Genomic DNA, 23,554 nt, shown 5'->3' on the forward strand with positions numbered 1-23,554 from the left:
TCCTTTATCGATTCGATATTATCAAAAATCTTGAAAGTTAAGTGTATACCCTAATTCCTTAATACAACTAAAAGATTGCATTTAGAATGGCTTCACGCATCTTAATCGTCGAAGATAATGAGCTTAATCTTAAGCTGTTTTGTGATCTTCTTCGGGCGCATAATTTCGAAGTCGAGCCCGTAAGAGATGGGCGTGGCATGCTAGAGCGCGCACAAAATTTTATGCCAGAGCTGATTATTATGGATATTCAGCTGCCCCATGTCAGTGGTCTGGAGCTTATCACTCAGCTGAAAAAAACAGAGAGACTATGCCATATACCGGTTATGGCAGTTACCGCTTATGCTGCGCCAGAAGACGAGCAAAAAATACGTCAAGCAGGCGCAACCAGCTATATTGCAAAACCTATTTCGGTAATTCGTTTTCTAGAAGCTGTTAAAGCGCTGATTTGATAAAACGCAGCTTCAATCGAAATAATTCTTTATATAAAAGATGCCCTGCCCGCCTAAGCTGATTATTTAAAATCTATATGCTTTTCGGCAGGCATAGGTCATCAAAAGCGTACACAAGAATGTGTTGCTCAAAATTATTTGATTTTCGCTTCTTTAAACTCAACATGCTTGCGCACAACTGGGTCATATTTACGGAAGCTCATCTTTTCCGTCTGGTTACGCGGATTTTTCCGGGTAACATAGAAAAAGCCCGTGTCGGCAGAACTAACGAGACGAATTTTAACTGTAGTCGGCTTAGCCATAATGAAACCTTTTGCACCTAATTCTAGAAAAAATGCTTATCGCATCAGGCGCCAGACATAGCTGCCGATCACCTGTAAAGGTCGCTTACTGCCCCTAATAAAGGGGAAAAGTCAAGCATTATTGGCGTTTTTATAGGTTAACTGACGAAACATCCTCCTCCTATAAAATTTTTGTTAAAAAAATATGGATAAAATGGAACAAATTATCATTCCATTCGATCATCCCTATAAGAATAATTAGTGCAATATTTATTATAGTTACCTCTCGTAATATAAAAACAGCTACCTATTTATTCTTGGTGAACATCTATTGCATGTGAACAGTATTAGGGAAGGAATAGTAAAAATGAGCGTTATTGATATAAAAACGCCGAGTGATCTTGATTCTAATAAGGTTGGATCTGTAGCTGATGCTTTAAATCACGTGTTAGCTGATACTTTTGCTCTTTATTTAAAGACGAAGAACTTCCATTGGCATGTATCAGGGCCACATTTCCGTGATTATCACTTGTTATTTGAAGACCAAGCGAGCGAAATATTTTCGATCACAGATGAAGTAGCAGAGCGTGTCCGCAAAATTGGCAAGGCCACCCTTCATTCTATCGGAGAAATTTTTCAGCTTCAGTCAATTGAAGACAATGACAAAGAATTCGTTAAACCAGAAGAAATGCTAAAAGAGCTGGCTAGCGATAACCGCAAGCTGGTTACTTCTTTACGTGAAGCCAAAATTTTAGCAGATAAAGCAGGGGATAATGCCAGCAGCGCTATGATCGACAATTGGACAGATCAGGCCGAACGACGCGCATGGTTCCTGTTTGAAACCGGACGGGCTGCTTAATAATTTAGAATAGGAAAAGACCCATCTTTACAAAAGAGATGGGTCTTTTAATAAAAAATATAAAATATTTTAGAGTATATATTTACTTAAATCAGTATTCTTTGCGATATCAGAAAGACGCTCATTGACATAAGTTTTGTCAATCTTGATCTTTTGCCCAGTCATATCTTCAGCATTGAAACTAATATCTTCCAATAACTTTTCCATTACCGTTGATAAACGACGAGCGCCAATATTTTCGACTTCGCTATTTACCACAGCTGCAATATGCGCCAGTTCGCGAATACCATCTTCTTCAAAGTTAAGCACGACATTTTCAGTCCCAATCAAGGCACGATACTGCTCGACTAATGAAGCTCTGGTTGAAGAAAGAATATGAATAAAATCTTCTTCTGTTAAAGCGGATAATTCTACCCGAATAGGGAGACGCCCCTGTAATTCTGGTAACAAGTCAGACGGCTTGGCAACATGAAAAGCGCCGGAGGCAATAAACAAAACATGATCCGTTTTCATGGGGCCATATTTTGTGGTCACCGTTGTCCCTTCAATCAAGGGTAAAAGGTCACGCTGAACGCCTTCCCGCGAAACTGAGCCACCGCGAACATCACTGACCGCAATTTTATCGACCTCATCTAAAAAGACGATACCATTGGCTTCAGCATTGGCAAGAGCAACCCGACCGATTTCATCCTTATCTAAACGGCGATCAGCTTCTTCATCAACCAACCGTCTCCAAGCTTGCCGAACAGGTAAGCGCTGCCGCTTGGTACGCTGCCCCCCTTTTCCTAGCATGTCCCCGAGGCTGATCATACCGACCTGTCCGCCCATACCGGGAATTTCAACCGGCATAGAGGGCGCTTCTTCTAATTCGACTTCAACTTCGCGATCATCAAGATGACCATCGACAAAACGCTGCCTGAAGGTCTCACGGGTGGCCTCACTGGCATCTTTTCCAACCAAAGCTTCCAACAGCCGTTCCATCGCCGCTTGTTCAGCTTTTTCACGAACAGATAAGCGTTGGTTTTCTCGTTCCAATCGAACGGCTTCTTCAACCAGATCGCGTCCAATTTGTTCAACATCACGCCCGACATAGCCGACTTCAGTAAATTTCGTTGCCTCGACTTTAATAAAAGGCGCATTGGCTAGCTTGGCCAGACGACGACTAATTTCAGTTTTACCGCAGCCGGTAGGCCCAATCATCAGAATATTTTTGGGACTAACTTCGTCTTTCAAATGTTCGGGTAAACGCTGACGCCGCCAACGATTGCGCATAGCAACAGCAACTGCACGTTTAGCCTCTTTTTGTCCGACGATATGGGCATCTAAGGCTGCGACAATCGCTTTAGGAGTAAGATTCTCAGTCATAAATATTTTTTCCAGAAAAAACGAAAGAATTAAACTGCGCTGTCCAAAGTCTCGATCGTCACCTGATTATTGGTAAAGACACAGATATCCGCGGCGACAGCTAAAGCTTTACGGGCAATAACTTCGGCATCCTGCTCATATTCGACAAGCGCGCGGGCTGCTGAAAGGGCAAAATTTCCACCGGAACCAATAGCCGCTATTCCCCCTACGGGTTCTAAAACATCACCATTACCCGTTAAAACCAAAGTGACCTGATCATCTGCAACCACCATCAAAGCTTCAAGATTGCGGAGATATTTATCCGTACGCCAATCCTTAGCCAATTCAACAGCGGCTCTTAAAAGCTGTCCATTATGGCGATCTAATTTCGCTTCTAAACGCTCAAATAATGTAAAAGCATCAGCGGTTGCCCCAGCAAATCCACCGATAACAGAACCATCCCCTAACCGTCGCACTTTACGGGCATTGGGCTTCATTACCGTATTACCCATCGACACTTGGCCATCGCCTGCAATAACGACACGGCCATTTCGACGCACCGAAAGGATCGTTGTACCATGCCAGCCTATTTTATCTTCGCTCATCGCCCTATCCTTGAACCCTTATTCTCAAAAGGCAATATGGGAAGATAATAACAAATCGCAATCATCTAAAGCGCAGTTAAGCTATATTAACATTCACAAATTTTTCTAAAAACAATGCGGAATATTAATGAGGTCTTCCTATTTTTGTCATTTCACGCTCCCTTTACACCCAAATTTCTCTAGAATCACTTGTAATGATTGAAAGGGAAAATTGGCCTAAAAATCACGCTTTCCTATAAAAATATAAGAAAATAGCTCCAATATCCGACAAAAACTCTTTTTTTCTTGCAGCAAGCTATCAATATACGCTTTGGGCGATATTGCCATTTTTGTCAGGGAATATAAGAGTCTCCGGCTCAAGACGCAGCAACATCTGCTCGTCTGTCGTTGAAGGAAGTCAGATATGCCAGAATTAAGATTATAATAGACAAGGCCTCTTTCTTCCTTAATTTAGCGACCATCGCCGGGATTCATTTTTTGATTAAAATGGATCTTAAAAATTTTCTATCTTAATAATGCCATAGGATCACGACATGAACAGCAACGATCTGGTTGACCGGATTGCTTCCGGTCAGGGCCTCACCAAAACGGATGCCAAGAAGCTTGTTGACGCCGTTTTTTCCACCATTGTTGACGCTGCTGTCGCTGGGGAAGAAATCGCACTGAACGGCTTTGGAAAATTCAAGGTTAAGCACAGTGCAGCCCGTAAAGGCCATAATCCGGCTACTTTACAGGAAATTGAAATCCCAGCCTCTAACCGTTTAACGTTCACTTCTGCCAAGGCAGTTAAAGATCGTTTGAACGACTAGGCCTTTTTCTATTTCAAGCTATCAATTGGCGCGGCAATAAAAACCGCGCCAATTCTTTAAATCTGTATTCTCTTCAAATACCCTTATTAATTTAGGCTTCTTTCCCGCTTAACGTGGACAAAGCATTCCGTATTTTCTAAGATCATTTCAGCTTATTTGACAGATTAGTATTTTCTAACCGCTTTTCCGGTTATAATTTTTAACCTGAATCTTAGCGGCATTTTCTTTCGCTGGTTACTATTTCATTTTTTATTGTCTGATCTGGAAAAGATTGATGCGTTTTCTGATCTCTTCATCCTGTTTCATCCTTATGTGCACGGCGCCCTTTGCCGCGGCTAAAGCAGGTATTACGGATCCCCCATCATCCCCTTTTTCCCTTTCAGCTAATATAAGTTTATTTTCTGATTATCGCTTCCGTGGCATTTCACGCAGTAATAATAATCCTGCCGTCCAAGGTAGCTTCACTGTCAGCCACCAAAGCGGTTTCTATCTAGGCGCCTGGAGTTCCAGCCTTGCCGGTTGGGGTAAGATGGGCGATAGCAAAATGGAACTGGATATTTTCGGCGGATATCGTCACACGCTTGGCGCCTTTACGGTTGATGGCGGTGTTATGGGTTATATTTATCCCGCTGGTGGTGGCGGTACTAAAAATAACTTATTTGAACTCTACGGGAATGCCAGCACACTTATTGGGCCTTTCTCTGCCAAATTAGGCTTTAACTTTGCCCCGCCTCAATATGCATTAGGGCGTTATTATCCGGTAACCCTCGTTAAACATGGTGATCATAGCAATGTCTATGCTTATGGAGAGGCTGACTTTTCAATTCCCCGTACGGCGGCAGCGCTTCATGGTCATATCGGCCACACAAGCGGTCAGGCAGGTTTTGGGCCCAATTTTGTCAGCTTATCGCCTACAGGCGATTATTGGGATTGGCGGCTAGGAGCTGATTACACCTTTATAAAACATGTAAAAGTGGGTGTTTGGTGGTCAGATACCAATATTGATAGTAAATCTTTAAAGGCAATGTGGCCTTCAGCTGAAAAAGGGCTGGGACATAACGGCTCGATTGTAGGTAGCGCTGCTTTATTTTCGTTAACGTTGTCCCTTTAAACTTCTTGCCACTCCCGCTGTACAGTAACATCGTTTTCCTGAGGGGCGGCGGTTTTGGCCAATGCTCGAAATATCTGTATATCTAATTGCCGTAAGGCCCAAATAGCCATAGCGCGCACAATAGCTGCAGGATCTTCCAAGAGAGGCATAACCTGTTTTAATAATGATGATTGCCGGCTATTACCTGCGGCTATCAAACAATTGCGAATGAAACGGTCACGTCCAATACGCTTAATGGGTGAAGCGGAAAAAAATTGGCGAAAATCGCTGTCTTTTAAAGTGAGTAGATCCCTTAATTCAGGTGCCGCCAATTCTGCACGAGGCCAAAAAGCAGGATGGCTTGTTTCGGGGTGGGCGAATTTATTCCATGGACAAGAAGCCAAGCAATCATCACAACCATAAATATGGTTACCCAGCGCGCGCCTGAATTCTTGGGGAATAATGCCTTTATACTCAATGGTAAGGTAGGAAATACAGCGTCGGGCATCGACCACGCCCTCTCTCGGGAAAGCGTTGGTAGGACAGGCAATCTGACAACGGGAACAAGAACCACAACCCCCTTTGGCAGGCCTATTGGGTTCAAGATCAAGGGTGGTATAAATTGCGCCTAAGAAAAGCCAATTACCATACTGACGGCTGATGACGTTACTATGTTTTCCTTGCCACCCTAATCCTGCAGAAACAGCTAAAGATTTCTCCATAACCGGTGCAGTATCAACAAAGACCTTCACGTTGCAGTCAGCCTTTTGGACTAACCAACGTGCCAAATGTTTTAGCGCCTTTTTAATAGTATCATGATAATCTCGCCCTTGTGCATAGACTGAAATACGCCCAATTCCTGCATCATCTGCCAATGCCAAAGGATTTTTTGTAGGCGCATAATTCATCCCCAACATGATGACCGAGCGAACATCAGGCCAAAGATTTTGGGGATCAAGACGGTGTTCTAGCCGATCTCTCATCCACAGCATATCGCCATGCATACCCTCTTCCAACCATCTACAGAGTCTTTTTTGGGTAGAGGCTGAAATTTCCGCGCGGCTGATACCAAAAGTAGAGAAACCTAACGCATAAGCCTCTTTTTCTAAAGAAAGGCGAAAATCTTCTATCGAGCTAGATGTATTGCTCATGGTAAACATATCTATTTTAAGAGATAAAAATATTATTCAGGCATATAAAAATTTACATTTCCAATAATGAAAATTAAATTTTAAAAAATTTTATAATAAAATATGTAAATTTTAAGATTGGCCACCTGTAATTTGGCCAACTTATAATATAGCCACATTTCGAGACTGAAATTATCTTACTGCTACTAGAAAAAAACTACATTATTATCTATTCATAAAAATAAAGAGCGACTATCGATTTTTATCAAAAGTCGCTCAATATAATATCAGGTTAAATAAAAAATGCTGATAAAATCAGGATTCTTCTTTAACCTCTTCGGCCAAGATAATCAGGCCTTTTTCATTAATTTCAGCAAAACCACCAGAGATATGAAACTTCGTTTCGACCTGATGTTCACTGCTGTAAATAGCGACTTCGCCATCCCGGATAGCTGTCATGGTGGGCATATGCCCTGCCATAACACCAAGATCGCCTTCAGTTCCGGGAACAACGACCATGAAAGCATCGCCGGAACGGGCAAGCCGAGCAGGTGTTACCAGTTCATAATGAAGCTCAGCCATTCTTCCTCACTATCTCCGCCTCTTTCTCGTAAAAGAAAGAGACGGCTTTTTGTTTACAGCGAATTAGGCTGCTTCAGCTGACATCTTTTCAGCTTTAGCAACAGCCTCTTCGATAGTACCCACCATGTAAAAAGCATTTTCAGGTAAATCATCATATTTACCATCAATGATTTCACGGAAAGAACGAACTGTATCCTCAACCTGAACGAATTTACCCGGCATACCGGTGAAAACTTCAGCAACATGGAAAGGCTGAGATAGGAAGCGCTGAATACGACGCGCACGGCCAACGACCTTGCGATCTTCTTCGGACAATTCGTCCATACCCAAAATGGCAATAATATCCTGCAAGTTTTTATAGCGTTGCAGAATTTCCTGCACATCGCGTGCCGTCTGGTAATGATCATCACCAACGATACGGGGTTCAAGCGAACGGCTGGAAGAATCGAGCGGATCGACGGCGGGATAAATACCCATTTCCGAAATCGCACGGCTCAACACGGTCGTAGCATCCAAATGGGCGAAACTGGTAGCAGGTGCCGGATCGGTCAAATCGTCGGCAGGCACATAAATTGCCTGAACCGAAGTAATCGATCCTTTCTTGGTGGAGGTAATACGTTCTTGCAGCTGACCCATGTCAGTTGCCAACGTCGGTTGATAACCCACAGCAGAAGGAATACGACCCAAGAGAGCGGAGACCTCGGCACCGGCCTGAGTGAAGCGGAAGATGTTATCCACGAAGAACAACACATCCTGGCCTTCTTGATCACGGAAATATTCCGCCATCGTCAAACCTGAAAGCGCAACACGAGCACGGGCTCCAGGTGGTTCGTTCATCTGACCATAGACCAAGGCCACTTTGGAACCTTGGGAAATAGCATTACCATCTTTATCGCTAGCAATAACGCCAGCTTCTAAAAATTCATGATAAAGATCGTTTCCTTCACGGGTGCGTTCACCGACGCCCGCAAAAACCGAAAAACCACCATGGCCTTTAGCAATGTTGTTAATCAGTTCCTGAATTAACACCGTCTTGCCGACACCAGCACCGCCGAACAGACCGACCTTACCACCCTTTGCATAAGGTGCCAAAAGATCGATAACCTTAATACCAGTGGTCAGAATGTTGGTGTCCGTGCTCTGATCAACGAAGGCTGGTGCATCAGCATGAATAGGCATAGTCTGCTTGGCACCGATTGGGCCACGCTCATCAACAGGCTTACCCACAACATTCATAATACGGCCAAGCGTTTCAGGCCCAACCGGAACACGAATTTCACTGCCTGTATCAAGAACTTCCTGACCACGAACCAAACCATCCGTCGTATCCATAGCAATGGTACGAACGACATTTTCACCCAAATGTTGAGCGACTTCCAAAACCATGGTTTCGTTTTGGTTCTTGGTTTCAAGTGCCGTCAGAAGAGCAGGAAGCTTTTCTTCAAAAAGCACATCGACGACCGGACCAATGACCTGGCTTATCCGGCCAATATTCTTCTTACTAGAGGCTGTAGCCATAATATTTTCCTTGCCAGTAATCTTAATTACATCGCTTCTGCGCCCGAAATAATCTCGACTAACTCAGTCGTAATCGCAGCCTGACGCAAACGGTTATACTGAATAGAAAGCTTCGAAATCATTTCACCGGCATTACGGGTGGAATTCTCCATGGCCGACATACGACTCCCCTGCTCGGACGTACCATTTTCAAGCATAGCCTGATAAATAGCTACAGCGATACTACGGGGTAACAAGGTCGACAAAATCGTTTCTTCATCAGGTTCAAATTCGATTGATCCTGATGAATCTGCCTCATTTGTGTTGGCCGCGTCTTTTGAATTCGATTCAGGGGCCGCAGGAATAATCTGCATCTCAGTAGGTTGCTGAGAAAGGACCGAATGAAAATGCGAAAAGAAAAGATGCGCTACGTCGAATTCACCCGCATTAAAGCGCTGGATTACATCCTGGGCGATTTTCTGGGCATTTTCGAAAGTAATAGGTGTTGTCTCATCACGGGTTGTCTCGTGAATAGACTGACCTGGGAAATTATTACGAATTATCGGTGCTGCCTTCATACCGATAATATAGAAGCGAACGGTTTTACCCGCCGCTTCAAGCGCTTGAGCCCGTTCCCGAGCTAAACGGTAAATATTAGCATTAAAGCCGCCGCATAAACCGCTGTCAGAAGACATGACAATCAACAGATGCGTTTGGTCTTTGCCACGTCCATTAAGGAGCGGCAAAGCATTAGGCGTACCGGCTGCTCTTGCAGCCAGTATCGACATAACCTGCGCCATCCGCTTCGCGTAAGGTCTGGCTGCATTCAGACGACTTTCTGCCCGCCGAAGCTTGGCAGAAGCCACCATTTGCATAGCCCGAGTGATCTTACTGATCGACTTGATCGAACTGACGCGCGTTTTTAGACTTTTCAGGCTGGGCATAGTGTCCCCACTCCTGTCATTGACACATCAGAACTTAAGCGAAAATCTTAGCGAAGTTATCAAGCGCCGCCTTCAATTTCGTTTTGGTATCGTCAGTGAAATCCCCGGTGTCACGGATCGTTGCCAACAAATCATTGTGGCTCGACCGCACATAATTCAGCAAAGCTTCCTCATAGCGGTTAACGTCCGTCACTTCGATGCCATCAATATAGCCGTTGGTACCCGCAAAAAGGGAAACAACCTGCTCTTCAAAAGGCATCGGATGAAATTGCGGCTGCTTCAACAGCTCAGTCAGGCGCTTACCACGATTGAGCAACTTCTGGGTAGAAGCATCCAAATCAGAACCGAACTGCGCAAAAGCGGCCATTTCGCGATACTGAGCAAGTTCAAGCTTGATAGAACCAGCCACTTTTTTCATGGCTTTCGTCTGAGCAGCAGAACCCACACGGCTAACGGAAAGACCAACGTTAATAGCCGGACGAATACCTTGATAGAATAAATCCGTTTCAAGGAAGATCTGACCATCCGTAATCGAAATCACGTTCGTTGGAATATAGGCAGAAACGTCACCAGCTTGCGTTTCAATGATAGGCAGAGCGGTTAAAGAACCAGCACCATGCGCATCACTAAGCTTTGCAGCACGTTCCAAAAGGCGAGAATGCAAATAGAACACATCCCCGGGATAGGCTTCACGTCCTGGTGGGCGACGCAACAACAAGGACATCTGACGATAAGCCACAGCCTGTTTAGAAAGATCGTCATAAACGATCAAGGCATGCTGTTTGTTATCGCGGAAATATTCACCCATAGAACAGGCTGAATACGGTACCAAATACTGAAGAGGTGCGGGTTCAGAAGCCGTTGCAGCGACGACAATGGTGTACTCCATAGCACCCATTTCTTCAAGCTGACGAACAATCTGAGCTACCGTCGAGCGCTTCTGACCAATAGCAACATAGATGCAGAAGAGCTTCTTCGTGTCATCTTTACCGCCATTAGTGTGCTTTTGGTTGATAAAGGCATCAATCGCGATGGCCGTTTTACCAGTCTGACGGTCACCAATGATCAATTCACGTTGACCACGACCAACCGGAACCAAAGCGTCCAAAGCCTTAATACCGGTCTGAACCGCTTCATGCACAGATTTACGCGGGATAATACCCGGGGCCTTTTCTTCAGAACGACGACGTTCTTTCGCTTTGATCGGGCCTTTTCCGTCAATTGGATTACCAAGAGCGTCAACAACACGACCTAACAATTCCGGTCCTACCGGAACGTCAACGATCTCGCCCGTTCTGCGAACGGTGTCGCCTTCTCCGACTTCAAGGTCGGAGCCGAAAATCACGACGCCGACGTTGTCGGCCTCGAGGTTGAGGGCCATACCTTGTACGCCACTGGAGAAAGTGACCATTTCACCAGCCTCGACATTATCGAGACCATAAACACGGGCGATACCATCGCCCACGGAGACCACCCGACCAACTTCGCTAACTTCAGCATCAGCACCGAAGCCTTCGATCTGTTCACGGATGACTTTTGAAATTTCTGCGGCGCGGATTTCCATATTCACCCTTTCATCGCCTGTGCAAGCATATGCAGCTTGCTCCGAATCGATCCGTCAATCTGACGTGAACCAAGACGCACAATCATGCCGCCCAAAATAGACGGGTCAACCGTTGCTTCAATTTTCACATCAGCCTTAAGCTGTTCTTTAAGCCGAGCTGTAAGCGCCGACTTTTGTTCATCAGACAAAGGATGAGCCGTTGTAACATCGGCCACCTTTTCTGAACGAAGATCGGCTACATACTGACGATAAGCGCTTGTAATTTCAGGAATAGCGCCCAACCGCCCTTTAGCAGCCAACAGATTCAGAAATTTTGCCGTTAAATCATCAGTCTTCAGCACTGGAATCAGTGCTGCAATGACTTTTTCAACATGTTTGCGGGAAAATATTTGATTGTTTGCAACCAGACGGAGTTCTCTTGTCTGTGCAAAAGCCTCATCGAATTTGCCGAGACTGGCAGCGACCGTGTCAATCTGCCCTTTTTCCTGTGCAACCTCGAAAAGTGCCAGGGCATAACGGCCACCAAGGCTTGCTTGAATGCTGCCGGATATTTCCATGCGCCTGCCGTCCCCAGATTATATAATGCCTCACCCTGTATTCCGTCCCGGTCCGAAACAGCCGGGGCGCACATAGGGCCACACTGGATATGCCGCATAGGCATACAAAACCGGCATCAATGAAAGAGCCCCTATTCCAAAAGAGACTACGATCAATTTTTGCCGGTTATGATCCGCAGTTTAATTAGCAGGGGGACGAAGGGGATGCAAGGTAGCGCTAAGCGATCAGCACAAATCGAAAATTCAAAAAAACCGGCCTTAAAAATGGAAAAAACAAGCGCTGATTTCATAATTTTTATAAAATGAAAAAACGTATTTTGGGGGATGATAGCGGCAATTATTGGGCTTTTTCAGCAAAGTACCCCAAAAACAATTAACATAACACTGTCTATCTTGATTGATTTTCCAAATTCAGCCCGAAGCCTTTTAATCTATTCTTTAGACTGAGGGAATCATCGATGCTGATCAAGCCAAACACCGAGTCTTTTTGCAATTGCTATAAAGGAAGCTGCAGAGCCTTCTTCCGAGTCTTTCAAACACGCACTTAAACGGCCTGAATCGGTTGCTAAACGAATATCTAATCCCAAAGGTATATAGCCCCAAAAATCTATGCCCATATTCTCGGCTGCCAGTTCTGCACCCCCCGCTCCAAAAGGATCGGAAATTTCACCACAATGGGGGCATTGATAGCCAGCCATATTTTCAACTAATCCGATAATCGGCGTGCCCGTTTTACGAAACAAATCAACGGCGCGTGTCGCATCTATCAAAGCAATATCCTGAGGCGTAGAGATAATAAGGACCCCATCAGGTTTGTGTTCTCTTACCATTGAAAGCTGAATATCGCCCGTTCCGGGGGGCAGATCGACAATCAACACATCACAATCATGCCAATCAGCATCCATAAGCTGGGTAAAAGCACCCGCAATTTTTGGTCCACGCCACGCAATTGCTTGTTCAGGATCTGCAATTTGTCCCATAGACAGCATCGGAATCCCGTCTTCTGTTATAATAGGCCGCAAACGATCGCCGTCCGCCGTGACAGGTTGTTTTTTTGTATTCATCAATAAGGGTTGTGAAGGGCCATAAATATCGGCATCGACTAAGCCGACTTTGTATCCTAACTGCTTTAATACCAAAGCAAGACTAGCCGATAAGGTTGATTTACCCACGCCCCCCTTACCACTGGCTACCGCTATAATTTTTCGTTTAGGTTTACTCATGACGAAAGTAACACGCGTGGTATCTACTATGGGATCATGTACAAAAGCATCGGCAATCTGCTGTTTTAAATCGGATTGCTGTGTTTCTGACAATCCATTCGCCTGTATAATAAAACGCAGTTTTTTATCTTTTAGCTCCGCCGCTGTGATGCGTTTGGTTGTAACCAGACTCTTGCCAGTTGCCAAATCAAGAATATTCTCAATTTTACTGGCAATATAAGGATCTAAGGAAAGGGTAGAAATAGGTACAGCGCCAGACATATATCAACCTGATAATCAAAAACGGGATAAAATTTTATCCCCAGTACCTTAAGATAAGTTTCTAAAATTAGAAAAACACCCTGAATTTTGTCTTCACCTCATTAAAAAATGTAAAGACAGAAAACGAATATCTCGAGAACGGGTTACGTTATGCTATGATAGATTTCTAATCACTGACACCCATTTTGATCTTCAATATCCTGCCCGATTAAGCCGAAACCAGGAAATTCACTTTGATCTTTTACGTTATGGGGCTCTGTTCAAAAAGGGTTCAGCTATTATTTTTTTATCTTCTCTAGAGGTTTAATTAATATCTCTTATATTAGGAAGGCATTTCTATAATTGCGCTTCTAGATGTCCGATAACGGGTTAAGGTCAGGTTAGAATGGGCAGATATAGATAATGGGTTCCAAGAACAGATTATCATTAAAGACGAAGGAGTGACAGTGACACCCCCGAAGAAAATCAGGAGGTTTGCCAAAGTGCGCTACGCCTATGCCGTCACCGCCGCCTTGCTTATCGGCGGCGCCACTGCCACGATAATTACACAACAACCCGTTGGCGCTCAGGTCGCTCAGAATGCACCGGGGACTATTCATGCCCCTGTATCCGTCAATGGAACGATTCCGGGTTTTGCTGATCTGGTCGAAAGGCTTCAACCTGCGGTTGTTAATATTTCGACGACACAGCGGGTTAAAATTCAGGCCCCGACCAATCCTTTTGCAGGCACCCCCTTTGCTGATCTTTTCAGCGGCATGGGATCAGGTACGGATACTGGACGCCCGATAACACGGGAAGCCCAATCCTTGGGGTCTGGTTTTATCGTCTCCCCTGATGGATATGTCGTTACCAATAACCACGTCATTTCCGCCGGAGATCCCGACAAGCCCAGCGGTATGGGCAGTAGCAGCAGTGCCGTTGTTGAATCAATTACAGTTACTCTTCCCGACCATGCTGAATATAAAGCACGAATTATCGGACGTGATACCGCTTCTGATTTAGCGCTTCTTAAAATCGATTCTACTAAACCGCTACCCTTTGTCCAGTTTGGAGATTCGACCCGTACCCGTGTTGGGGATTGGGTATTGGCTATTGGTAACCCCTTTGGCTTTGGAGGATCGGTTACCGCCGGTATTGTTTCCGCCATGCATCGTGGTGTCGGTTCTGGCCCTTATAATCGTTATATCCAAACGGATGCGGCGATCAATCAGGGTAACTCCGGCGGCCCAATGTTTGATGTTAATGGCAATGTTATCGGCATTAATACGGCTATCTGGGCCCCTAATGGCGGCAATATCGGCATTGGTTTTGCTATTCCGGCAGAAATTGCCAAACCTGTTGTTGATACGTTGCGTTCTGGCAAAAAAGTCCGTCATGGTTATCTCGGCATTGCGATTCAATTATTAACCGATGACATTGCGGCCGGTCTTGGTTTGCCCAAAGATCATGGTGAAATCGTCGTCAGAGTGGAACCAGGTGGTCCGGGCTTTAAAGCAGGTATCCGCCAAGGCGACGTCTTGGTTAAAGTTAATAACATCGACGTCACGCCTGATAATACCCTCAGCTATTTGGTTGCCAGCCAACCCGTGGGTGCCAAGGTGCCGATTGAAGTTATCCGTAATGGCAAACATCTAACGATCTATGCTGTTTTGGCAGAACGTCCGCCCGAAGATCAGTTAGCTGCCAGTGGTATGCCTGATAATCAGGATTCGGATGATGATAGCGCACAGAATACACCGCGTAATTCAGCGCGCACGGCCTTGGGCTTAACCCTCGAAGCTGTAACGCCCGAAGTCGCCGGTCGCCTCAATATTCCTCAAAATTCCCATGGATTATGGGTTGCCAATGTTGATCCTGCTAGTGATGCGGCTGAAAAAGGATTACGTCGAGGCGATGTTATTCTTTCCATGAACGAAAGACCTGTAACCAGCATTGGTGATGCCGTGGCCGCTATCACAGCGACAAAGGCTGCCGGTCGAGATACAGTTTTAGTTTTGGTGCAGCGTGGCAATAATCCGCCGCTCTTCACGGGCTTGAAACTGATGCAGAATCCTAAAAAATAATTTAGAATATTATTCTCTTGGAAGACCTGTCCTCAATTTAGCAGAGGGCAGGTCTTTTTATTAAATCAGACCATTGCCCGTATAAAAACACAGTTTGCCATAGGTTTTTTGAATTCGATCTTTAGAAAAAATCAAACTGATCAGAACACATATCAGCATCATGAAGATACGTTTCTAAAGATAAATTTTTATGGGAAAGAAAAGGAAGAAGGCTGGTTAGGCCTTAAACCATCTTAATAAAAAGATGGTGGACAGGAATGGATTCGAACCATTGTAGGGCGAAGCCCGGCAGATTTACAGTCTGCTGCCTTTAACCACTCGGCCACCTGTCCGCAAAAAGGTGTTTTTATTTGAGGGGGTTCAATGACGAAAACACAGCCTTCTGTCAACCGAATATTTGAAAAATAATTGTTTTTTCTGCGCTTATGCCGATAAAATAGCTAAAAATTGCTATCATCTCTTTTGAATTTACCCTCCATTAAGGGTAATGCGTTCTAATCTTAAAATATTTCAGGGTTTATTCTAACCGCCTTGAATTTGTCCCCCTTCGATAAGGAATTAAACTCTATGGCTCGAAACCGGCACAGTGCTTCCCCTTCACATCCTCGTTTTTGGGGTCGCCATGCGGTAGAGGCTGCACTAAACAATCCAGAACGTCATATTCGACGCATATGGGCGACACGGGAAGCTTTAGCTCCCTATTCTATTGATAAATCCATTCCTGTTACCATTGCAGAGGTCACAGATCTCGGTCGCTTTGTGCCGAATGATGCGCCCCATCAAGGTATTATTGTGGAAGTTGATCCCCTTCCTGACATTTGGTTAGCGGATTTATTGGAACAACCCGATACCGATAAAAGACCTCTACTCATTCTCGATCAGGTAACTGATCCGCATAATGTAGGGGCTATTTTACGCTCGGCAGCGGCATTTAATGCCCTTGGCATTGTAACACAGGATCGCCATTCGCCACCAGAATCCGGGGCATTGGCGCGGGCAGCGAGTGGTGCGCTTGAAATTGTTCCTTGGGTCAGGGTAACCAATTTAGCGCGGGCACTAGATGAAATTGCTGAAGCAGATTATTGGCGTATTGGTCTTAGTGGCCATGCAGAAGAGACACTAGCAAAGACCTTAGGCAGCGGTAAAACAGCCTTAGTGCTTGGTGCTGAAGGTGAAGGGCTACGCCAGAATACAGAAGCGCATTGTGATCAAATAGCTAAATTGCCTATCAGTGCGAATATCGAAAGCCTGAATGTGTCAAATGCGGCAGCGGTTGCGCTTTATGCCGCTGTTGAAAAACTAAATGCCGAATAAAGCCTGATCCCTAAGGTAAACATTCTGAAAAAGACCGCCGGCTATATATTAACGAGCGGTCTCATCAGAAATATCAGCCTTTTGTTATGATCAATTAGGCAGGTGCTGCTGCACCTTCTCTACCCATTCGGGGATGAAGCAAGGTTCACGGTTCGACCAACCTGGCGCGGTGACGGCAGCTTCACTAATCGACTGCAACAACAGACGACGTTTATCAGGGTGAAGATGGGGCAAAGCTGCTGCCGCACAAAAGGCCGAGGGCAACCATGGTCTGGCAGCAGCGCCGACCAGACGTTCATAAAGAAAACGATAAGCAGAAAAACCATTCAGACGATCTTGCCCGAGATCGAAAGCTGACATGATAACCAATGGCGTCAGAAAATGATGGAGCGATTCCAAACCATTATCATCAGGTAAATGCTGCCTGACCGTATCAAGATGCTGATAGATTTGGATCTGGGCCCGGATACTTGCAGCCTCGATCACATCACGTGACCATCTTCCCAGCACATCATGACGCTTTAGTCCGATGTCTAGCGAGCGACGAATATAACGCTGAGTCGCAGCCGGAAAGGTAGCGAATTCTTTCATTTCCACCAAAGCCATGGCACCATTCGCCGGTTTTTTCGGGGAATTCATTACACGTCCTCCCGTTGGTGCTGAAGCTTCTTTCCGCCTGAAACAAGGCTGAAAAAATACAACCGCAATCCTTCTTTTGTTATCTTCACCACATTTAAAGATAATAAAGATTGATAATCTTAAAAGTCTAAAAGACTGAAAACTATCATTTTATGAAAATGAACATTTTTTCTCTGTTAGACAAGCGGTGATTATAGGTTTTTTGTATAAATACAGTGAAGAAAGAAAATTTTTTAAAAATTCACACGCTCAAAGGGCGTAACCAATAAATGGCCATCTTGTTTTTTAATAAATGCCCTTATGTGATAAATAGTAGCGAGATGCTTTTCCGTCAAGACTGACTCGGGATCAGAATCAGCGATAATCTGCCCTTTATTCCATAAAATCAGCTTATCACAATAGCGCGCAGCCAAAGTTAAATCATGAAGCGCTACAATAACAATCCGTCCCTGACAGGCTTCCTTCCTTAATATCTCCATCATCTGCATAGCGTAACCAGGATCAAGCGCTGCCAAAGGTTCATCGGCCAATAAAATATCAGCTTCTACCGCTAAGGCACGCGCCAATAGGACACGCGCACGCTCTCCGCCTGAAAGGCTTGAGACCGGACGATCGACAAAAGCCCCCACCTCTGTCACCCTGATAGCATAATCTATAGCGGTCTTATCGGTGGCATTGATCTGATTTAAAGATCGACCATAGGCTAACCGTCCAAGGCTAATCAAATGACGCCCGACAACCCTGCTTTGTATCATTTGCCCTTGTGGTAAATAGGCTATATGTCTGGCACGCAGCCTAGAAGGCATCGTAGTAATATCGACGTTATCAAAATAAACGCTTCCCTTAGAAGGCGCAATAAGACCAGCCAATCCTTTTAAAAAGGTCGTCTTACCTGCCCCATTGGGGCCGATCATACCTGTCAGAGAACCACCTTTAAAAACACAATCACCCAAAACAGAAAGTGCATCCGGAGAATGCCCTGCTTTTACTAACAGGTCTTTAGCGACAAGCTTGGTCATAAAGCCCTGATAGAAGATTGCCGACCGAGGGTTTCCCGCAAAAAAATCGGGACTCCTAAAAAAGCCGTTATAACGCCTAATTGTAGTTCATTACTGGTCGGTAATATCCGCACTACAATATCTGCCATAGTAACAACTAAGGCCCCACCGATAGCCGAAGGCCATAAAAGGGCGGAAGGTATCTGATTAGTAAAAGGTCGTAAAATATGAGGGACTATCAGACCGACAAATCCAACGGCACCACTTACCGCGACAGCGCCCCCGACGCCAATAGCTAACCCCAACATCACTTGCCATCGCAGTCGGATAAGATTGAAACCCAAACTAGATGCAACCTCTTCTCCCAAAATCAAGGCATCTAAGGCCGAAGCTGTCTTCATAAAAATAAACAGAGCAAGACAGACAGAGGGTGATAACAAAATCACATGGAGCCAGGTGCGATCAGCAATTGACCCCATAAGCCAATTCATAATTTCCATCGCGGCAAAGGGATTTGACGATAAATTAAGGACTAAACTGATACAGGCGCCACTAAAAGCAGCCATAGCAACGCCCCCCAAAATCAGACTTTGAGGGTCACAGCTTCGGCGAATAAACCACAAAAGCGGCAACAGGCCGACAAGGGCACCCAAAAAGGCAAATAAAGATAAGCTTAGGGGAAAAGCACTGGCATAACCAAAATAAAAAGCAATAACAGCGCCTAACGCCGCCGCGTTAGAAGTCCCCAATAAAGAAGGATCAGCCAAAGGGTTGCGCAAATAACCTTGGTTAACGGCACCGGCCATCCCTAGAATCGCCCCCACCCCCAGCCCTGTTAGTAAACGAGGCAAGCGTAATAAGACCAAAATCATCTTTAAAAGTGGATCACCCTGACCCAAGACCGACTGCAACAAGGCTTGGAATCCGATATGGGATGATCCTATCGATAAAGAGAGCAAAGAGACAGGCAGTAAGAGTAAAAGCAGCCCAAGTGCCAATCGATGACCCTGATAAAAAGAAGAGGGGGCGTTACACATCAGGGTATAATTTAAGCTATATTGTCATCGCTAATGGGCGATGACAAAGCCTTATTACGAGTGAATAAAAGTCGATCCTCAGGCGAAAACCCTAAATACCAGATAATCGCGCTATAGCTTATTAGAATCATGGCAACGCCCAACGACAATTCAAGCCATTCTGGAAACTGACGCGCGATCATCCCTACACACAATGTCCCTAAAGTAGCGGGCAATAAGGCCCATTTCCATGGAGATACTGGGGCTTTTAACAGACGTTTTAACAACCATGATTTTAAAAGCGATCCTGTCCCTAACGATATAGCCAAAGCCAAAGCAGGCCCAGCAGCGGCGGCCAGATCATGGGGCAAGTCCCGATGCCCAAAATGCCGATGTAATACCGACATTAAAGGGATAGAAAGCGCGGCTTGCAAAGTCAGCATCGCAATAGAAATAGCCATATTAGTTTTAGGCGCGATATAGATAAGGGCTGCTTCAGAAATAACAGCGGTCGCAGCGACTACCTCGGCCACCAGCAAGAAGCATAGTGCCCCATCCCCTCCTGCAAATCGGGGGCCAACTAACCCCATGACGCCATGACTGGTAATTCCCAAAGCCAAGGTAATTCCTGTCTGGGCGGCAATAACCCAAAAACCTACCTGACGCACTTGATGCGCGACCGCCTGCTTGTCACCGGCTTCTAAGCTACGCGTAATAACCGGCCCTAAAATAGGATCGAAACTAGTCTTCAACTTTTGGACTAAAGAGGCCACTTGTTGGGCAACATAATAGACCCCCACGACGGAAGAGGAAAAGAACAACCCCAATAAAACAATATCGAGCCGCCTTGAACTCCACTCAATCGCATCAGCAGTAGCCAAAGGGATATTTCGCCGTGCCAAGTTAAAAATGGTCGGCAGATGCGGTTTCCATCCTGTCGGCCAGCCATAATGACGGAGTAAAGGCGATAAAGAAGCCACCAAAGCTGCGAGTGCTGAGCAGACGTAAGAAAGGATCAGCCCTTCATGGGGGGCAACCCAGATAAATATTACCGAAGCAATCGAAAGTACCCATGGCTCGATAATAGCCTGTGCTTTTACACTGGCCGCAATATTTCCATGGAAAGCAAGCGCAGCCAAAGCAATATCGGACCAGACCAAAGGAATTATGATCCAGGGAAGCAACCAATGATCTGCAAAACTGATGGAACCATCACGGAACATCAAAAAAGGCATCAGGGATAAGATAATCGCGCCCAAAGAAGCAGTTATCAACGATAAGAGTAAAGCATCTCCGACAATATAATTCTCATTATTTTTTGTTCGGGCTAGTTGTTCAGCCAATCCTCTTGTTAAACCCAATGTCGCTAATTGGTCGACAAACTCGATCACTAAAACAGCATAGGCAAAGCGTCCCAAAGCATCGGCACCGTATATCCGGCCCGCAATGAACAAAAACGGGATACGCGCTGCCAAGCGCAACAGAAAACCAAAAACATTTGTGCGACCACCTTTAGCCAGCATCGCAATATCTTTTGCTTCTGCCGCTTCTTTTTTGTCAGAAATCAATGTGCGGTACCCCAACTTGAACCCGTTCCGATTTCGACTTCTAAAGCCACGGGTAACTGAATAGTGGGTAAAGCCGCATCCATCATAACCCGACGAATGATCGGTTTGGCTTTTTCAACATCGGCTTTTGGAACTTCAAAAACTAATTCATCATGGACTTGCAACAGCATCTTTACAGAAGAGAGCCCCGCTTCCTCTAAAGCCGCTTCCATTCTGGCCATCGCACGTTTGATTATATCAGCAGACATACCCTGAATAGGGGCATTAACTGCTTGTCGCTCGGCCGCCTGACGCTCCGTGACTTTGCGCCCTTTAATGGCCGGCAAATGTGTTTTTCTACCAAAGGGCGTCACGACATAGCCATGTTCACGTACAAAATTTAAGGTACGATCGATATACTGACGAATGGCAGGGAAACGCTCAAAATAACGATCTATAATCGCCTGTGCAGTAGTACGATCAATTTCCAGTCTTGCCGCTAACCCCCATGCTGAAATGCCATAAAGAATAGCAAAATTAATGGTTTTGGCGCGGGCACGGCTTTCCCGATCCACATGCCCAAAAAGCTGTTTTGCTGTTAAGGCGTGAATATCTTCTTTATCCTTAAAAGCCTGAAGCAAAGCCGGTTCATCTGCGACACAAGCCGCTAAACGAAGTTCGATCTGGGAATAATCGGCAGATAATAAAACATGATCGGGCGTTGCAATAAACGCCTCTCTGATTTCTCTGCCGATGTCCGTTCGGATAGGAATATTTTGTAAATTAGGATCTGTAGAAGAAAGACGACCCGTCTGCGCTCCGGTTAGCGTAAAGTTAGTATGGACACGCCCTGTTTCTGGATTAATCTTTCCGATTAAAGCATCACTATAGGTGCTTTTCAGTTTAGTGAGTTGCCGCCATTCCATAATTTTGACCGCAATTTTTTCACCGGATGCTGATAAGCGTTCTAATTCAGTAACATTAGTAGACCATTGACCTGTTTTACTTTTTTTTCCGCCTTCTAATCCCAGTTGTCCGAATAAAATTTCACCCATTTGTTTTGGGCTGGAAATCAAAAATCTTGTCCCGGCAAGATCATATATTTCTTGTTCTAACCGGCTAATATCGGTTGCAAAACGACGGGATAAACGGGCTAAAGCAGACTGATCGACCGCAATACCGGCTTGTTCCATGCGGGCAATAACCGGCGGCAAAGGCCGATCGACATATTCATAGATAGCGGTAACCTGTTCTGTCGATAAGCGCGGTTTAAAAAGCTGCCGCAGTCTTAAAGTAATATCCGCATCTTCAGCGGCATAAGGCGCCGCTTGCTCGATGGGTAGCTGATTAAAAGATAGGGCGGACTTCCCGCTACCGCAAAGAGATTTAAAACTAATCGGCTCATGGTTGAAATGAAGCCGACTTAATTCATCCATACCATGGCCATGTTTTCCGGCATCCAAATCGTAACTCATCACCATCGTATCATCATAAGGGGTAATGGCGACCTGATGGCGTGCCAAAACAATCATATCATATTTGATATTTTGGCCAATTTTAAGGATAGAAGGGTCTTCTAAAAGGGGCCTTATACGGTCAGTTAAGGCTTTAACCTCTATTTGCTTGGGGGCTTGATCCAAAAGATCAAAACCACCATGCCCGCAAGGAATATAGCACGCCTTATTAGGCGCGGTGGCTAAACTTATCCCCACTAAATTGGCCTGTGTGGCTTCAAGATTGTCGGTTTCGGTATCAACCGCAACAAACCCCGTTTTATAAGCCTCGGCAATCCAACGATCCAAAGTCTCAATATCAAGCACGGTTTCGTAAAGACTGCGATCAAAATTTTGCTGAACGGTAGCAGCTTCACTGACACTGGCCGCGACTGGTGGTGTTTTACCCGCCCCCGCCCGTGCCAATAAGGATTGAAAACCTTGTTCTGCTAAAAAGGCTTGTAAAGGCGCCATATTAACGCCTCGAATAACTAAATCATCCAAGGGGGCAGGAAGCGTTTTATCATCCGCCAAGGATACCAATTGTCGAGATAATAGCGCCGTATCGGCATAGGCTATCATATTCTGCCGCAACTTGGGTTGCTTAATTTCAGGAGCGGCCGCCAATACTTTGGTTAAAGACCCATATTCATTTAATAATCGGCTAGCCGTTTTCGGCCCTACACCTGGCACACCAGGAATATTATCTGAAGTATCGCCGGTTAAAGCCAAGAGATCACCTAATTTCTCAGGCTCAACACCGAATTTCTCGATAACTTCTGTAGATCCAATAGAACGATTATTAACAGGATCAAATAAACTAAGTCCCGGCTGTATCAGCTGCATTAAATCTTTATCAGAAGAATAGACCGTTACTGAAAAGCCCCGTTGTAAGGCGACTTTGGAATAGCCGGCGATAATATCATCGGCTTCCAACCCTTCTTTCTCAAGGCAAGGCACAGAAAAAGCGCGCGTGGCTTCTCGAATCAAAGGAAATTGCGGCACTAAATCTTCAGGAGGGGGCGGACGATGGGCCTTATATTCTGAATAAATAGCCTGCCGAAAATTTTTTCGGCTAGAATCAAAAATAACAGCAAAATGCGTAGGACCATCTTGCTTGCGAACATTCTCAATCAGTTTCCACAGCATCGTGGTAAAACCGTAAACGGCACCCGCCGGCTGCCCTTCTTTATTCGTTAAAGGCGGCAGACGATGATAGGCACGAAAAATATAGCCGGAACCATCAATCAAAATAAGATGGGGCTTTTCAGAATGATCTGTCACAAAAG

General features: G+C 45.2%; 21 protein-coding genes and 1 tRNA gene. 6 read left to right on the top strand and 16 right to left on the bottom strand.

The annotated features are described in order from the left end of the window. The first annotated feature begins 86 nt into the window (after positions 1 to 86). On the top strand, positions 87 to 449 hold the full coding sequence (locus ZYMOP_RS04740; RefSeq protein WP_013934217.1) for a response regulator: 363 nt from the start codon (positions 87 to 89) through the stop codon (positions 447 to 449). A gap of 134 nt (positions 450 to 583) precedes the next feature. On the opposite strand, the gene rpmG is transcribed toward ZYMOP_RS04740, so the two are convergent. After that, positions 584 to 751, bottom strand: a complete 168-nt coding sequence (rpmG, locus tag ZYMOP_RS04745) for a 50S ribosomal protein L33 (RefSeq protein WP_013934218.1) — start codon at positions 749 to 751, stop codon at positions 584 to 586. A gap of 346 nt (positions 752 to 1,097) precedes the next feature. Here rpmG and ZYMOP_RS04750 point away from each other — a divergent pair, with 346 nt between their 5' ends. Next, positions 1,098 to 1,589, top strand: coding sequence for a Dps family protein (locus ZYMOP_RS04750; RefSeq protein ID WP_013934219.1), 492 nt, complete (start codon positions 1,098 to 1,100; stop codon positions 1,587 to 1,589). A gap of 69 nt (positions 1,590 to 1,658) precedes the next feature. Here the strand turns inward: ZYMOP_RS04750 and hslU are convergent, their stop codons facing one another. Further along, on the bottom strand, positions 1,659 to 2,954 hold the full coding sequence (hslU, locus tag ZYMOP_RS04755; RefSeq protein ID WP_013934220.1) for an ATP-dependent protease ATPase subunit HslU: 1,296 nt from the start codon (positions 2,952 to 2,954) through the stop codon (positions 1,659 to 1,661). 29 nt (positions 2,955 to 2,983) lie between these two features. Then, on the bottom strand, positions 2,984 to 3,538 hold the full coding sequence (gene hslV, locus ZYMOP_RS04760) for an ATP-dependent protease subunit HslV (protein ID WP_013934221.1): 555 nt from the start codon (positions 3,536 to 3,538) through the stop codon (positions 2,984 to 2,986). A gap of 533 nt (positions 3,539 to 4,071) precedes the next feature. Here hslV and ZYMOP_RS04765 point away from each other — a divergent pair. Beyond that, positions 4,072 to 4,347, top strand: coding sequence for an HU family DNA-binding protein (locus ZYMOP_RS04765; RefSeq protein ID WP_013934222.1), 276 nt, complete (start codon positions 4,072 to 4,074; stop codon positions 4,345 to 4,347). A gap of 274 nt (positions 4,348 to 4,621) precedes the next feature. Continuing rightward, the gene (locus ZYMOP_RS04770; RefSeq protein ID WP_013934223.1) at positions 4,622 to 5,458 is read left to right on the top strand and encodes a TorF family putative porin; all 837 of its coding nucleotides are present in this window, start codon (positions 4,622 to 4,624) and stop codon (positions 5,456 to 5,458) included. On the opposite strand, the gene queG is transcribed toward ZYMOP_RS04770, so the two are convergent. From queG to ZYMOP_RS04805, 7 genes are all read right to left on the bottom strand, one after another. Continuing rightward, a complete protein-coding gene (queG, locus tag ZYMOP_RS04775) occupies positions 5,455 to 6,597 on the bottom strand; it encodes a tRNA epoxyqueuosine(34) reductase QueG (RefSeq protein ID WP_013934224.1) in 1,143 nt (380 codons plus the stop codon). The two genes, ZYMOP_RS04770 and queG, sit on opposite strands and share 4 nt — an antisense overlap. A gap of 285 nt (positions 6,598 to 6,882) precedes the next feature. Continuing rightward, positions 6,883 to 7,149, bottom strand: a complete 267-nt coding sequence (locus ZYMOP_RS04780; RefSeq protein WP_013934225.1) for an ATP synthase F1 subunit epsilon — start codon at positions 7,147 to 7,149, stop codon at positions 6,883 to 6,885. Positions 7,150 to 7,212: 63 nt separating this feature from the next. After that, a complete protein-coding gene (gene atpD / locus ZYMOP_RS04785) occupies positions 7,213 to 8,667 on the bottom strand; it encodes a F0F1 ATP synthase subunit beta (protein ID WP_013934226.1) in 1,455 nt (484 codons plus the stop codon). A 26-nt stretch (positions 8,668 to 8,693) separates the two neighbouring features. Then, a complete protein-coding gene (locus ZYMOP_RS04790; protein ID WP_013934227.1) occupies positions 8,694 to 9,590 on the bottom strand; it encodes a F0F1 ATP synthase subunit gamma in 897 nt (298 codons plus the stop codon). 34 nt (positions 9,591 to 9,624) lie between these two features. Beyond that, entirely contained in the window at positions 9,625 to 11,154 is a 1,530-nt protein-coding gene (gene atpA / locus ZYMOP_RS04795; RefSeq protein WP_013934228.1) for a F0F1 ATP synthase subunit alpha, read from the bottom strand. A 2-nt stretch (positions 11,155 to 11,156) separates the two neighbouring features. Further along, positions 11,157 to 11,711 (bottom strand): F0F1 ATP synthase subunit delta, encoded by a 555-nt coding sequence (locus ZYMOP_RS04800; protein ID WP_013934229.1) that lies wholly within the window; start codon positions 11,709 to 11,711, stop codon positions 11,157 to 11,159. A gap of 452 nt (positions 11,712 to 12,163) precedes the next feature. Then, positions 12,164 to 13,195 (bottom strand): Mrp/NBP35 family ATP-binding protein, encoded by a 1,032-nt coding sequence (locus tag ZYMOP_RS04805; RefSeq protein WP_013934230.1) that lies wholly within the window; start codon positions 13,193 to 13,195, stop codon positions 12,164 to 12,166. A 482-nt stretch (positions 13,196 to 13,677) separates the two neighbouring features. Between ZYMOP_RS04805 and ZYMOP_RS04810 the strand changes: the two genes are divergently transcribed. Beyond that, positions 13,678 to 15,258 carry a Do family serine endopeptidase gene (locus ZYMOP_RS04810; RefSeq protein WP_013934231.1) on the top strand — a complete coding sequence of 527 codons (1,581 nt, stop codon included), beginning with the start codon at positions 13,678 to 13,680 and terminating at the stop codon, positions 15,256 to 15,258. 245 nt (positions 15,259 to 15,503) lie between these two features. Here the strand turns inward: ZYMOP_RS04810 and ZYMOP_RS04815 are convergent. Further along, positions 15,504 to 15,590 (bottom strand) — tRNA-Tyr (locus ZYMOP_RS04815). 235 nt (positions 15,591 to 15,825) lie between these two features. Between ZYMOP_RS04815 and rlmB the strand changes: the two genes are divergently transcribed. Further along, on the top strand, positions 15,826 to 16,572 hold the full coding sequence (rlmB, locus tag ZYMOP_RS04820) for a 23S rRNA (guanosine(2251)-2'-O)-methyltransferase RlmB (protein WP_013934232.1): 747 nt from the start codon (positions 15,826 to 15,828) through the stop codon (positions 16,570 to 16,572). Positions 16,573 to 16,662: 90 nt separating this feature from the next. On the opposite strand, the gene ZYMOP_RS04825 is transcribed toward rlmB, so the two are convergent. The 5 genes from ZYMOP_RS04825 to polA all read right to left on the bottom strand — a co-directional run bounded on the left by ZYMOP_RS04825 (position 16,663) and on the right by polA (position 23,549). Further along, positions 16,663 to 17,211, bottom strand: coding sequence for a hypothetical protein (locus ZYMOP_RS04825; protein ID WP_013934233.1), 549 nt, complete (start codon positions 17,209 to 17,211; stop codon positions 16,663 to 16,665). 233 nt (positions 17,212 to 17,444) lie between these two features. Continuing rightward, positions 17,445 to 18,230 (bottom strand): ABC transporter ATP-binding protein, encoded by a 786-nt coding sequence (locus tag ZYMOP_RS04830; protein ID WP_013934234.1) that lies wholly within the window; start codon positions 18,228 to 18,230, stop codon positions 17,445 to 17,447. Continuing rightward, positions 18,227 to 19,246, bottom strand: coding sequence for a FecCD family ABC transporter permease (locus tag ZYMOP_RS04835; protein WP_013934235.1), 1,020 nt, complete (start codon positions 19,244 to 19,246; stop codon positions 18,227 to 18,229). Before ZYMOP_RS04835 ends, ZYMOP_RS04830 begins: the two co-directional genes overlap by 4 nt. Before the next feature lie 11 nt (positions 19,247 to 19,257). Then, complete coding sequence (locus tag ZYMOP_RS04840; protein ID WP_371851889.1) at positions 19,258 to 20,748, bottom strand: lipopolysaccharide biosynthesis protein; 1,491 nt, start codon at positions 20,746 to 20,748, stop codon at positions 19,258 to 19,260. A gap of 41 nt (positions 20,749 to 20,789) precedes the next feature. After that, complete coding sequence (gene polA, locus ZYMOP_RS04845; RefSeq protein WP_013934237.1) at positions 20,790 to 23,549, bottom strand: DNA polymerase I; 2,760 nt, start codon at positions 23,547 to 23,549, stop codon at positions 20,790 to 20,792. Positions 23,550 to 23,554: the final 5 nt, after the last annotated feature.

Source organism: Zymomonas mobilis subsp. pomaceae ATCC 29192 (assembly GCF_000218875.1).
In the GTDB taxonomy this organism is placed as follows: domain Bacteria; phylum Pseudomonadota; class Alphaproteobacteria; order Sphingomonadales; family Sphingomonadaceae; genus Zymomonas; species Zymomonas pomaceae.